The 12,552-nt window shown below is 66.9% G+C and carries 10 protein-coding genes; 3 read left to right on the forward strand and 7 right to left on the reverse strand.

From position 1 onward, the window contains the following. Positions 1 to 3: 3 nt before the first annotated feature. The 5 genes from urtE to urtA all read right to left on the reverse strand — a co-directional run bounded on the left by urtE (position 4) and on the right by urtA (position 4,938). Positions 4 to 696 carry an urea ABC transporter ATP-binding subunit UrtE gene (gene urtE, locus IT779_RS18270; RefSeq protein WP_196150551.1) on the reverse strand — a complete coding sequence of 231 codons (693 nt, stop codon included), beginning with the start codon at positions 694 to 696 and terminating at the stop codon, positions 4 to 6. Further along, the gene (urtD, locus tag IT779_RS18275) at positions 689 to 1,528 is read right to left on the reverse strand and encodes an urea ABC transporter ATP-binding protein UrtD (protein ID WP_196150552.1); all 840 of its coding nucleotides are present in this window, start codon (positions 1,526 to 1,528) and stop codon (positions 689 to 691) included. The genes urtE and urtD overlap by 8 nt, the downstream gene beginning before the upstream one ends. Continuing rightward, the gene (gene urtC, locus IT779_RS18280) at positions 1,525 to 2,703 is read right to left on the reverse strand and encodes an urea ABC transporter permease subunit UrtC (protein ID WP_232541876.1); all 1,179 of its coding nucleotides are present in this window, start codon (positions 2,701 to 2,703) and stop codon (positions 1,525 to 1,527) included. Before urtC ends, urtD begins: the two co-directional genes overlap by 4 nt. Beyond that, positions 2,700 to 3,584 carry an urea ABC transporter permease subunit UrtB gene (gene urtB, locus IT779_RS18285; RefSeq protein WP_196150553.1) on the reverse strand — a complete coding sequence of 295 codons (885 nt, stop codon included), beginning with the start codon at positions 3,582 to 3,584 and terminating at the stop codon, positions 2,700 to 2,702. The genes urtC and urtB overlap by 4 nt, the downstream gene beginning before the upstream one ends. 100 nt (positions 3,585 to 3,684) lie before the next feature. After that, entirely contained in the window at positions 3,685 to 4,938 is a 1,254-nt protein-coding gene (urtA, locus tag IT779_RS18290) for an urea ABC transporter substrate-binding protein (protein ID WP_196150554.1), read from the reverse strand. A 335-nt stretch (positions 4,939 to 5,273) separates the two neighbouring features. Here urtA and IT779_RS18295 point away from each other — a divergent pair, with 335 nt between their 5' ends. Further along, positions 5,274 to 7,103, forward strand: a complete 1,830-nt coding sequence (locus IT779_RS18295) for an acyl-CoA dehydrogenase (protein ID WP_196150555.1) — start codon at positions 5,274 to 5,276, stop codon at positions 7,101 to 7,103. A 9-nt stretch (positions 7,104 to 7,112) separates the two neighbouring features. Here the strand turns inward: IT779_RS18295 and IT779_RS18300 are convergent, their stop codons facing one another. Beyond that, positions 7,113 to 8,087, reverse strand: a complete 975-nt coding sequence (locus tag IT779_RS18300; protein WP_196150556.1) for a TetR/AcrR family transcriptional regulator — start codon at positions 8,085 to 8,087, stop codon at positions 7,113 to 7,115. 72 nt (positions 8,088 to 8,159) lie between these two features. Here IT779_RS18300 and IT779_RS18305 point away from each other — a divergent pair, with 72 nt between their 5' ends. Further along, positions 8,160 to 9,386, forward strand: a complete 1,227-nt coding sequence (locus IT779_RS18305; protein ID WP_196150557.1) for an MFS transporter — start codon at positions 8,160 to 8,162, stop codon at positions 9,384 to 9,386. A gap of 32 nt (positions 9,387 to 9,418) precedes the next feature. Here IT779_RS18305 and ramB read toward each other — a convergent pair whose 3' ends face one another. After that, entirely contained in the window at positions 9,419 to 10,825 is a 1,407-nt protein-coding gene (gene ramB, locus IT779_RS18310; protein ID WP_196150558.1) for an acetate metabolism transcriptional regulator RamB, read from the reverse strand. A 108-nt stretch (positions 10,826 to 10,933) separates the two neighbouring features. Between ramB and IT779_RS18315 the strand changes: the two genes are divergently transcribed. Then, positions 10,934 to 12,481, forward strand: coding sequence for an ATP-dependent DNA ligase (locus tag IT779_RS18315; RefSeq protein ID WP_196150559.1), 1,548 nt, complete (start codon positions 10,934 to 10,936; stop codon positions 12,479 to 12,481). Positions 12,482 to 12,552 lie beyond the last annotated feature (71 nt).

Here is a 12,552-nt window from a genome sequence, read left to right on the forward strand (position 1 = left end):
CGCTCAGATCGCCATCGCCGCGCGCACGTCGGTCTCCGCGCCCGCGCCGCCCGCACCGCTGGAACTCACCCGCCCCGATTGCAGCACGTAATACTGTTGCGCCGCTTGCAGTGCGAAGCCGATGTGCTGTTCCACGAGCAGCACGCTCAGCCCGCCGCGCCGGGTGAGATCGATGATGGTGCGCTCGATCTCGGCCACCACCGAAGGCTGGATGCCCTCGGTCGGTTCGTCGAGGATGAGCAGTTTGGGTTCGGTGATCAGCGCCCGCGCGATCGCCAACTGCTGGCGCTGACCACCGGAGAGCAGACCGGCCTTGCGCGCCAGCAGTTCCCGCAGCGCGGGGAACAATTCGAGGGCTTCCTCGATCAACTGCTTGCCGCGTTTGCGCCCGTCCGCCACCACCTGCAGATTCTCCGCGGTGGTGAGCTGCGGAAAACTCTGCTGTCCCTGCGGCACGTAGGCGATGCCGCGTTTGACCCGCCGCGACGGTGCCATTTTCGTGACCGCCTCGCCGTCGAAGCGGATCTCTCCGGATTTGACGCCGATGAGCCCGACCGCGGTGCGCAGCAGGGTGGTCTTGCCCGCGCCGTTGTGGCCCATGATGGCGACCACGCTGTCGTCGGGCACGGTCACTGTGACACCGTGGATGACCTCGGTGCGGCCGTATCCGGAGTGGACATCGATCAGTTCAAGCATCAGCTGCCTCCTTGCTCGGCGCGGTCGACTCGTCCTCCAGTTCGGTGCCGATGGCCGCGGCGGTGCCGAGATAGACCTCCTGCACCTTGGGATCGGCCTGCACCTGTTCGACGGTGCCCTCGCTGAGCACCTTGCCGCCCGCGAGCACCGTGACCGAGGTGGCGAAGGACCGCATGAAGTCCATGTCGTGTTCAACCACGACCACCACGCGCTCACCGCCGATGCGGCGCAACAGATTCCCGGTCTCTTCGCGTTCCTCGGCGCTCATGCCCGCGACCGGTTCGTCGAGCAGCAGCACCGAGGCGTTCTGCACGAGCAGCATGCCGATCTCGAGCCACTGCTTCTGGCCGTGGGCGAGCACGCCCGCCTGCTTGTCGCGCAGTTCGCCGAGTCCGGTGATCTCGAGGGCTTCCTCGATCGCGGGCAGCACCGACTTGCGCTTGCGCAGCATGGTCAACGCCGAACGCCGCGCTCCCGCGGCGATATCCAGGTTCTGGAGCACCGAGAGCTGTTCGAATACGCTCGCGGTCTGGAAGGTGCGCCCGACGCCGAGCCGCGCGATCTGATGCACCTTCTTCCCGACCAGCTGCGCACCGGACTTGGTCGCCGACCCGGTCGCGGGCACAAGACCGGTGATCGCGTCGATCAAAGTGGTCTTGCCCGCGCCGTTGGGACCGATGAGGAAGCGCAGATCCCCTTGCAGCACGGTCAGATCCACGTCGGTTACTGCCTTGAACCCGTCGAAACTCACCGAGAGGCCGCGGATTTCGAGGTATTCGCTGTCCATGCCCGCGTTGCCGCCGAGTTTCGGCTCGTGCGTTGTCGTCGTCATCGCGTCTGCACCTTCTCCTCGTCGACTTCGGTGGTCTCGCCGTCGGTGGTTTCCGCGACGGCGGCGGGCGGTGGTTCCGGCGCGGGCGCCGGTGTGCTCGACCTGCCGAACCGAGCGTCGTAGGCGCCCTTGAGCATCGGCCACACCCCCGCGAGACCGGCCGGAATGAACCCGACCACCACTATGAACAGCACGCCCTGCATGTAGGTCCACCCGGAGGGGAACTGTTCCGACAGCGCCGTCTGCGCCCACGCCACGCCGATCGCGCCGAGCACCGGCCCGAGCAGGGTGGTCCGGCCGCCGATGGCGACGCCGATCAGGAACGCGATGGACGGCACGACCCCGATGTCGGCGGGGGAGATGATGCCGACGATCGGGGTGAACAGCGCGCCCGCGATCCCCGCGAAGAAGGCGGCTACAACGTAGGCGACGATCTTCACATTCGCCGGGTCGTAGCCCAGGAAGCGCACCCGCTCCTCCTGATCGCGCACCGCGACGAGCAGTTCGCCGTAGCGGCTGTGCATGAGCTGGCGCACCAACGCCACCACGACGAGCAGGGTGCCCGCCGCGATGAAGAACAGCATCTGGCGGTTCGCCGGATCGGACAGTTTGAATCCGAAGAAGGCCCGGAAATCCGACAGGCCGGTGAATCCGCCGATGGCCTGCTGACCGGTGAGCAGAATCGCCAGCGCCGCCGCGAGCGCCTGACTCAGGATCGCGAAATACGCGCCCTTCACCCGGCGTTTGAACACGCCGTAGCCGAGCACCGCCGCGATCAGGCCGGGCAACACCAGAATCGCGATGAGCGCGACCGGCGCCGACGCGAAAGGCTGCCAGAACGTCGGCAGTTCGCGAATGCCCGAGATCTCCATGAATTCCGGCACGTCGTTGCCGAGGCGACTCGCATCCGACATCTGCAGATGCATAGCCATGATGTAGGCGCCGACACCGAAGAACACGCCCTGCCCGAGGGTGAGCATGCCGCCGCGCCCCCACGCCAGGCCGATGCCCGCCGCCACGATCGCGAAACACAGGAATTTGGCGAGCAGATTCAACCGGAAATCGCTGAGCACCGCGGGCGCCACCGCGAACAGCAGGATCGCCCCGACGGCGAAACCGCCGAGCGTGGTCAACGACGAGTGCGCACGCATTCGTTGCAGGAATGGAACGGTCATGCCAGGCTCCTGGTCCGAACGGTGAACAGGCCCTGCGGCCGGACCTGCAGGAAGACGACGATCACCACGAAGACGATGACCTTCGCGATCGACGCCGTCGTCGAATACTCGATGAACGAATTCAGCAGGCCGAGTGCGAATGCCGCGATCACCGTGCCCTTGATCTGGCCCAGCCCGCCGATCACGACAACGAGGAACGCGTCGATCAGATAGCTCTGCCCGATCGTCGGACTGGTCGAACCGATCAATGTCAGCGCGACGCCTGCCACACCGGCCAGGCCCGACCCGATGAAGAAGGTGCTGATATCGGTGAAACGACTGGACACGCCACTGGTTTCGGCGAGACCGCGATTCTGCACGACCGCGCGAATCCGGCGACCGAGCGGCGTGGTCTTCAACGCCACCGCCAATACGGTCACCGCGACCACGGCCAGCACCAGGATGAAAATTCGGGACTTGGGGACGACGGCGCCCAGAATGGTGACACCGCCGCTGAGCCAATCGGGCGCGAGCACGTTCTTCGCGGGCGCGCCGAAGATGTCGCGCGCCGCCTGCTGGAGCACCAGCCCGACACCGAAGGTGACCAGCAGGGTGTCCAGCGGGCGGTCGTACATCCAGCGGATCAACCCCATTTCCAGCGCCGCCCCCAACGCGCCGCCGACGAAGAATCCGATCACCAGCGAAACGAGCAGCGAGACGCCCGCCGAGGAAATGAATTTCTGCACGACATAAGTGGTGTAACAGCCTGCCATGATGAACTCGCCGTGCGCCATGTTGATCACACCCATTTGACCGAAGGTCAACGACAGGCCGAGCGCAGCGAGCAGGAGAATCGATCCGAGACTCAATCCGGTGAAGAGCTGACCGATCACGATGTCCATAAGGACTCCGGGGTCTATGGCGGCGACCCGGTCGCCGCGGTGTACATGCTGTCGAACAGGGGGCCACCGCGACGCGCGTGCGTCGCGGTGGCCCGTGGTGTCACTTCAGGTTCTTTGCCCAGTCGTAGGACTTCAGGTACGGGTCGGGGGTGATCGGCGAGCCGGAATCCCAGACGGTGTAGATCAGTCCGTCCGTGCGGATTTCGCCGATGCGAGCGGTCTTGGTGATGTGGTGGTTCGAACCGTCGATGGTGACCTTGCCCTCGGGGGCTTCGAAGCTCACGCCGTCGGCCGCGGCCTGAATGTCGGCCACCGCGAAGGAATTCGCCTTCTCGACGGTGTTCTTCCACAGGTAGACCGACGCGTACGCGGCTTCCATCGGGTCCGAGGTCGGCTTGTCGGCGCCGAAGGCGGCCTTGTATGCGTCGACGAATGCCTTGTTCTGCGGGCTGTCCACGGTCTGGTAGTAGTTCCAGGCGGTGAGCTGGCCCGCGATGTTCTGCGCACCGATGCCCGCGACCTCCTCCTCGGCGATGGACACCGAAACCACCGGCATGTCAGCGGCTTTCAGGCCCGCGTTGGTGTACTCGCGGAAGAACGCGACGTTGGAGTCGCCGTTGAGGGTGTTGAACACCGCGCCCGCCTTGGCGGTGCGCACCTTGTTGACGATGGTGGAGAAGTCGGTCGAGCCGAGCGGGGTGTAGTCCTCACCCTTGATCTCGATGCCGTTGGCCGCCGCGTACGCCTTGATCTCACGGTTGGCGGTCTGCGGGAACACGTAGTCCGAGCCGACCAGGTAGAGGGATTTGACGCCCTTCTGCTTCAGGTAGTCCAGCGCGGGAATGATCTGCTGGTTCGTGGTGGCGCCGGTGTAGAAGATGTTCTTGCTGTCCTCGAGGCCCTCGTACTGCACGGGGTAGTAGAGCAGCGAGTTGAGGCTCTCGAATTTGGGCTTCATGGCCTTGCGGCTCGAGGAGGTCCAGCCGCCGAAAACCGCGGCGACACAGTCGGAGCTGATGAGTTTCTCGGCCTTCTCCGCGAAGGTCTTCGGGTCCGAGGCGCCGTCCTCGAGCACGACTTCGATCTTCTTGCCCAGCACACCGCCCGCGGCGTTGATCTGGTCGACGGCCAGCTTGGTGGAGTTGGCGACCGTCACCTCGGAAATGGCCATCGTGCCGGACAGGGAGTGCAGTGAGCCGACCTTGATCGTCGGCTTGGAGGTGTCGACGCAGGACGCGGCGTTGGAACCTTCGGTCGAGGCGTCGTCCTTGGCGCCGCAGGCGGTCAGCAACAGACAGGCGAGCGCGAGTGCGGTCGGTGCGACCAGCGCTTTCGTCAGACGGGAATCTGGCATGGGGCGGGACCCTTCTCACTTCATCAGGTGTCGGCGGCGTTGGCTGCGCCGCGCCGAATACGCCCGCCTTCGCACCGGTCAGACCTGTAGACCGGTGTGTATACAACGGCTGTATTCGTGGTGCGAACGGTAGACCTCGCTTGTTGCGCCGGAATATCTGTCGGTGACGATGCCGTTGCGCATGTTTCGGCGAGGTGAACGTTTGCGGCTACCCCGCGGTGAACCATCGCGCGCGGTGCGTTCGCCCGTCGCGTCTTCCTACGGTTGCGTAGCCGAGAGCGGGTGCGGCAGGCTTCTTTTGTACACCGTCGGAACGCCGATCCAGGAGAACCGTCATGGCTCACTACAGGGCGAACGTGCGCGATCTCGAGTTCAATCTCTTCGAGGTGCTCGAGCTGGGCAAACTCCTCGACACCGGGGCATACGGCGATCTCGACACCGACACCGTGCGCGAGATCCTCGCCGAGGTGAAGCGGCTCGCCGAGGGGCCCGTCGCGCAGTCCTTCGCCGCCGCCGACCGCGACCCGGTCACCTACGATCCGGCTACGTTCTCGATCTCCGTTCCCGAGCCGCTCGCCGAGACCGTGCGGGCCGTCCACGCGGCCGACTGGAGCAGACTCGGCCTGCCCGAGGGCATGGGCGGCACCCCGGCGCCCGCCGCGGTGGTCTGGGCCGTCAACGAGATGCTGACGTGCGCGAACCCGTCGGCCAGCTTCTTCAACATGGGCCCGGTGATGGCTTCGGTGCTCTACAACGTCGGCACCGAGCAACAGCGGCACTGGGCCACCGCGGGCTACGAAAAAGGCTGGCAGGGCACCATGGTGCTCACCGAACCCGACGCGGGCTCCGATGTCGGCGCGGGCCGAACCAAGGCGATCGCGCAAGCCGACGGCTCCTGGCACATCGAAGGCGTCAAACGGTTCATCTCCGGCGCCGACGTGGGTGCGACCGCCGAGAACATCTTCCACCTGGTGTTGGCCCGCCCCGAGGGCGCGGGGCCGGGCACCAAGGGGCTTTCGCTGTTCTACGTCCCCAAATACCACTTCGACCCCGAGACCCTCGAACTCGGCGAGCGCAACGGCGTCTTCGTCACCGGCGTCGAACACAAGATGGGCCTGAAATCCTCTCCGACCTGCGAACTCACCTTCGGCGGCACGAGCGTGCCCGCGAAAGGCTGGCTGGTCGGCGAGGTGCACAACGGGATCGCCCAGATGTTCCAGGTCATCGAGAACGCGCGCATGGTGGTCGGCATCAAATCCACCGGAACCCTGTCCACCGGCTACCTGAACGCCCTCGACTACGCCAAGCAGCGGGTGCAGGGCGCCGACCTCACCCGGATGTCGGACAAGGCCGCCCCGCGCGTCCCCATCACCAACCACCCCGACGTGCGGCGTTCACTCGCCATGCAGAAGGCGTACGCCGAAGGTCTGCGCGCGGTCTACCTCTACACCGCCGCCCACCAGAACGCCGATGTGGCGCAACTTGTTTCGGGTGCGGATGCGGAACTCGCGCACCGAGTCGACGATCTGTTGCTGCCCATCGTCAAGGGCGTCGGCTCCGAACGCGCCTACCAGTACCTCGCCGAATCCCTACAGACACTGGGCGGTTCGGGCTACCTCCAGGACTATCCGATCGAGCAGTACATCCGCGACGCGAAGATCGACTCACTCTACGAGGGCACCACCGCCATCCAGGCGCAGGACTTCTTCTTCCGAAAGATAGTGCGGGACAAGGGTGTAGCGCTTGCCCACGTCAGCGGCCGCATCAAGGAATTCCTAGACACCGACTCGGACCGCTTCGCGGCCGAGCGCGCGCTGCTGGCCACCGCCGTCGCCGACATCGAAGCCATGGCGGCGACCCTCACCGGATACCTGATGGCCGGTCAGCAGCAGCCCACCGAGCTCTACAAAGTCGGCCTCGGCTCGGTCCGCTTCCTCCTCGCCGTCGGTGACCTGCTCATCGGCTGGCGCTTGCTCGCCCAAGCCGAAATCGCCGCCGCCGCACTGGCCACCGACGCCACCGAGAAGGACCGCCCCTTCTACACCGGCAAGGTAGCGGTGGCGAGCTTCTTCGCCAAGAACGTCCTCCCCCAACTGACCGCGACCAGGAACATCCTCGCCGCCCTCGACACCGACATCATGAGCCTCGACGAAGCCGCGCTCTGACCCGTTCGATCACTCGGTGAGCAGGCCGAGGACGACCGGGCGGGACAGGGTGCCGTGCACCCTGCGGGCGAGTTGGTTGGCGCTCGTGCCATCGGCGTGCGCCGCTCGCAGGGCGACGGCCAGGTCCTCGCGGGCGGCCTCGGCGGCTGCTCTGGCCTCGCGCAGGCGGCGGGCGGCGCGGTCGACGGGATCGTCGCTCTCGCTCGTCGGCTCGGCGTCCGTCGAATTACCGGTCAACTCATTGACCGCCTGACGGCGGGATGCGCCACCGCGCGGGCCGATGGATTCGTTCTGCATGGCGGCCCTGGCGAATTCACGGAGGAATTCGCGGGTGGTCGCGGTGTCAGCGGCGGCGGGGTCGCCGAGTAGCAGGCGGGTGGTCTGCGGGACGGCGAGGGTCCAGTTCGCCAGTCCGCACAGGGCGAGCAAGGTGCGGCCCGCAGCCTGTTCGTCGAGGTCGAACTGCTGTCGGGCGCTGTCGGATTTGCGCACGTAGTGTGCGGCGCGCCAGCCGTCGATGTCGTGGGCGTCGGCACCGCGGTGCAGCGCCTCCCACAGCAGCAGGCGCAGCAATTGGGGATGCTCGCGGTGGTAGTCGAACAGGTCGGCCACGTAGTCGCCGGGATCGGTCTGCGCGAGCGGGCGCACGACGTCGAGGAATTCGCGCATGCTCTCGATCAGGATGACGTCGAAGAGTTTGTCCTTGCTGCCGAACAGTCCGTATATGCGTTCCTTGTTGACCCCCGCGGTCTCGGCTATGCGATCGACTCGCGCCCCGGCGAGGCCGTACTCGGCGAATTCGGCGCGGGCCGCCCGGATCAGCGCCTGTCGGGTCGCGTCGCTGCGTTGCGCCTGTCGCGCCGCCTCCGGCCGCTGGTGCGCCGCCCGTGCGCGCTCCTCGTCGCCATGGGGCGCTTGCGCGGAAGCGTCCTCGCGCCGCGCGCGGGGGGATCGCGCCGCGCCGGGATCGATGCCTGCCGTCATGGCGTCGACTCTAGCATCCACTAACCAACTATTTGGTTGACAACTGCTCGCGGCTGAGCCTAGCGTCGGGGTATGGCTACGCCGACACTCCGCAGTCCGGCCCTCCCTTCGATTCGCGACCTCTCCGCGCGGGCGCACACCGGGCGCACCCTGCCCGTCTTCGTTCTCTCCGCTCTGCTCGCCACCGGCCAGATGTACGTTCCGATACCGATGTTCAGCGCCATGCGGGCGGACTGGCAGGTCGGCTCCGGCGTCATGACCTGGATCATCAGCGCGTTCGCCTTCGGATACGCGGGTGGGTTCGTGCTGTTCGGTCCGCTGTCGGATCGCTACGGGCATCGCCGCGTGCTGTGCGTCGGCATGGTCGTCGCCGCAGTGGTCACCCTATTGACCGGTCTGGCGCCCGCCGCGCCGGTCGCCGTCGCCCTGCGGGTGGTCCAAGGGTTGGTTGTCGGGTCGATACCGCCCGCGATCATGGCCTACATCGCCACGCGAATCGCGCCGGGACATCGAGCCGTGGTCACCATGTCGGTGGCGACGTCGTTCCTCGCCGCGACCGTGATCGCGCAGCTGGTCTCCCAGACCGTGGTGGAATCCTTCCCGTGGCGCACCGTATTCCTCGGCTCCGCGGTCCTCTTCGCGACACTCGCCGCGGTGCTGCGCGTGGTCATGACGGGTGACGCGCCCGCCGGTCGCGACAAACCGTTGCGGCACAGCTACGCCGCGATCCCCGCGGTGCTGCGTATCGGCGCGCTGCTGCCGATGCTGGCGGCGGGTGCGCTGAGCATGGCGGTCATGGTCGGCGTATACACCGGGATCGAGATCACCGGACTGGTCGATGGTTCCGGTGAACTGCTGGCGCTGCGCGCGGGTGCGCTGCCGGTGATGTTCGCGCTGCCGCTGCTCGCGATACCGCTGTCGCGGCTGTCTCGACCGGCGCAGATGGTCCTCGGCGTGCTGGTCGCGGCCGTGGCCATGGTGGCGGCGACCTTCGAGGGAGCGCATCCGGCGGTGCTCGCGATCCTGCTGGCGGTGTTGGTCGGCGGGCTCGGCGTCATCGCGCCCGCGGTACTCCAGAGCGCGGGCGAGCTCGGCGGGGAATCCCGTGCCGCCGCGTCCTCGGTCGCCATGTTCAGCTTCTACGTCGGCGCGACCTTCGGTCCGATCGTCGCCGCGCTCGCCGCGCCGCACGGATTCGCCGTGCTGGCTTGGACTCTCGCCGCGCTGCTGCTCGCCGCGCTGGCGCTCACCCTGTTCGGCGCGCGTCTGCTCGGTGCGCGCGCCGAAGTCGCCGGATAGCGCGGTCGAGGCAAAGGCCGTTGTGGGGCAGCCTATTTCAGGACGTAGGGGGATACCGAGCTGCGGTGTTCGCTGATGTCGAGGACCTTGCCGAGGGGCGGGAAGGCGCGTTGGGGACAGTTGGCTCGTTCGCAGACGCGGCAGCCCGCGCCGATGGGAGTTGCGTTGACTTCGCCGAGGTCGAGGCCGTCGGCGTAGACGACGCGGGCGGCGTGGCGCAGTTCGCAGCCGAGGCCGATGGCGAAGGTCTTGCTCGGCTGTCCGTAGCGGGTGGCCCTGCGTTCCACGGTGCGGGCGATCCACAGATATTTACGGCCGTCGGGCATCTCGGCGATCTGGGTCATGATCTTGCCCGGATAGGCGAAGGTCTCGTACACGTTCCACAGCGGGCAAGTGCCGCCGCTGGAGGAGAAGTGGAATCCGGTGGCGGACTGTCGTTTCGACATGTTGCCCGCGCGGTCCACCCGGACGAACGAGAACGGCACGCCGCGCAGTTTGGGGCGTTGCAGGGTCGAGAGGCGGTGGCAGACGGTCTCGTAGCTCTGGGTGAAGAAGGCCGAGAGGCGTTCGATGTCGTAACGGAAATCCTCGGCCACCTCGTGGAAATGCGTGTAGGGCAGGGTGGTCGCGGCCGCGAAGTAGTTGGCCAGGCCGAGCATCGCCAGTTTCCTGGTGTCCTCGGCGGCGAAATTGCCTTCCTCGACCAGCTTTTCGAGCAGATCGCCGCATTCGAAGTAGGCCAGTTCGGCGGCGAGTTTGAAGGTGCGCTGCCCGCCGGACAGGTGCGGGGAGATCTCGAGCAGCCGGGTGGCGGGATCGTAGCGGTGCAGCACCCCTTCGCCGAGGTCGATGCGTTCGACGATGTTCACGTCGTAGGCGCGTAGTCTACGGGCGATCTCGCTGTTCACATCCCCGCCGTGGAAGCGGATGCGCGCGGTGAGTTCCTCGGCGGCGGTGTCGAGGTCGTGGATGTAGTTCTGCCGCTGGTAGAAGAAGTCGCGCACCTCTTCGTGCGGTTTGCTGATGGTGGCGCTGCCCGCGCCGTCGGCGAAGCGGTCCTCGGTGGCCGCGGCGAGTTGGGCGCTGGTGTTGCGGTAGCGGTTGTGCATGTTGACCAGCGCGCGGGCCATGCTCGGATGCGCCGAGACCATGTCGGCGATCTCCTGGGTGTCGGCTTCGATGCCGAGTTCGCGGTCCATCACGACCTCCTGGAGTTCGGCGATGAGCCGGGTGTCGTCCAAGGAGGAGAAAAAAGTGGCGTCGACGCCGAATACCTCGCTGATCCGCAGCAGGACCGGTACGGTCAGCGGGCGGACGTCGTGTTCGATCTGGTTGAGATAGCTCGCCGAGATCTCCAGCTTCGCGGCCAGTGCGACCTGGCTGAGCCCGCGTTCGGTGCGCAGTTGCCGTAGTCGCGCCCCGACATAAGTCTTGGCCATGCGTCCAGTTTAGGGTGCCTTCGCAGCAATGCCAACGAAAAAATTAGCAAACCCGCCACAGGTGGCGCCGTCCGGCCATCTGTCACCCTATCGGGTTACGGTCGACGGGTGCTGTTCTCGGATGTCGTCCAGACTTCGGAGACCGTTCGCGCGACCCGGTCCCGGAAGACGAAGATCACCGCCATCGCCGCGCTGCTCGACGCCGCCGCGCCCGTCGAGCTGGAACCCGTCGTGTCCTGGGTGTCGGGTGAACTCGCGCAGGGCCGCCTCGGTACCGGCTGGCGCACCCTCACCGGCCTCGACGGCGCCCCCGCCCCGGTGGCGAAACTCACCGTCACCGAAGTGGACGACGCGTTCACCGCGCTGGCCGCCACTTCGGGCGCCGGTTCCACTGCGCGCCGCAAGGAACTGCTCACCGCGCTGTGGGCCGCCGCGACCGCGCCGGAACAGTCATTCCTGCTGCGCCTGCTCTCCGGAGAACTGCGGCAGGGCGCGCTGACGGCCGTGGTCAGCGAGGCGGTCGCGATGTCCGCGGAGATTCCGCTCGATCTGGTCCGGCGCGCCTACATGCTGTGCGGGCGGCTGCCGCACACCGCCGCGGTCGCGCGCACCGGCGGCGCGGCGGCGCTGGCGGAGTTCCGGCTCGAGGTGGGTCGCGCGATCCAGCCCATGCTCGCCTCGCCCGGCGCGAGCCTGGACGAGACGTTGGCCGAATTCGACGGCGACGTGAGTGTCGAGTTCAAGATGGACGGCGCGCGCATCCAGGTGCATCGCGACGGCGACCTGGTCAGGGTGTTCACTCGCACGCTGCGCGACATCACCTCCGGCGTGCCGGAACTGGTCGAGCTGGTCCTCGGCCTCGAATGCGACAGCGTGGTCCTCGACGGCGAAACCCTCGCGCTCACCGACGCCGGCCGCCCGCGCCCGTTCCAGGAGACGATGAGCCGCTTCTCGGTCTTCGACCCCACCCTGCTCGAACCGGGCGTGAATCCCACCCGCGAACTGCTGCTGCACCCGTACTTCTTCGACTGCCTGCACCTGAACGGCCACGATCTGCTCGACGCGCCGTTGCGGGAACGGCGCGAGGCGCTCACCGAAGTAGCGTGCGCGCACAGCATCCCCGCGCTGCTGCGCCCCGACGCCGAGGCCGCCGCCGAATACTTCGACGGCGCGCTGGCCGCTGGGCACGAGGGCGTGATGATCAAATCCCTCGACGCGCCCTACGCGGCGGGCAGGAGGGGCCGCGCCTGGCAGAAGATCAAACCGACCCACACCCTCGACCTGATCGTGCTCGGCGCGGAATGGGGCTACGGCCGCCGCACCGGTTACCTGTCGAATCTGCATCTCGGCGCGCGGGACGCGGCCACCGGTGAGCCGGTGATGGTCGGCAAGACCTTCAAGGGACTCACCGATGCTCTCTTGCAGTGGCAGACCGCCGAATTCCCGCGGCACGAGCGCTCGCGCGACGAGTACACCGTCTACCTGTGGCCGGAACTGATCGTGGAGATCGCGCTCGACGGCGTCCAGGTGAGTCCGCGCTATCCGGGCGGTGTGGCGCTGCGCTTCGCCAGGGTGGTTCGATATCGCCCCGACAAATCGCTCGCCGAGGCCGACACCATCGATACCGTGCGCGGATTGCTGCCCGCCGGGTCGTGATTCCGCCATCGGTCGATTGCGATCTGATTTCATACTGTGGCAATCATGTGGCTATGAATCGGTCGCTTGAA

It is taken from the genome of Nocardia bovistercoris, assembly GCF_015674855.1.
GTDB lineage: Bacteria > Actinomycetota > Actinomycetes > Mycobacteriales > Mycobacteriaceae > Nocardia > Nocardia bovistercoris.

Bases quoted from the DNA above. Each gene is read 5' to 3' on its own strand.
- IT779_RS18305 (WP_196150557.1), top strand. From the start codon at position 8,160: ATGGCTACGCCGACACTCCGCAGTCCGGCCCTCCCTTCGATTCGCGAC.
- urtB (WP_196150553.1), bottom strand. From the start codon at position 3,584: ATGGACATCGTGATCGGTCAGCTCTTCACCGGATTGAGTCTCGGATCG.
- urtA (WP_196150554.1), bottom strand. From the start codon at position 4,938: ATGCCAGATTCCCGTCTGACGAAAGCGCTGGTCGCACCGACCGCACTC.
- urtE (WP_196150551.1), bottom strand. From the start codon at position 696: ATGCTTGAACTGATCGATGTCCACTCCGGATACGGCCGCACCGAGGTC.
- IT779_RS18300 (WP_196150556.1), bottom strand. From the start codon at position 8,087: ATGACGGCAGGCATCGATCCCGGCGCGGCGCGATCCCCCCGCGCGCGG.
- urtD (WP_196150552.1), bottom strand. From the start codon at position 1,528: ATGACGACGACAACGCACGAGCCGAAACTCGGCGGCAACGCGGGCATG.
- ramB (WP_196150558.1), bottom strand. From the start codon at position 10,825: ATGGCCAAGACTTATGTCGGGGCGCGACTACGGCAACTGCGCACCGAA.
- IT779_RS18295 (WP_196150555.1), top strand. From the start codon at position 5,274: ATGGCTCACTACAGGGCGAACGTGCGCGATCTCGAGTTCAATCTCTTC.
- urtC (WP_232541876.1), bottom strand. From the start codon at position 2,703: ATGACCGTTCCATTCCTGCAACGAATGCGTGCGCACTCGTCGTTGACC.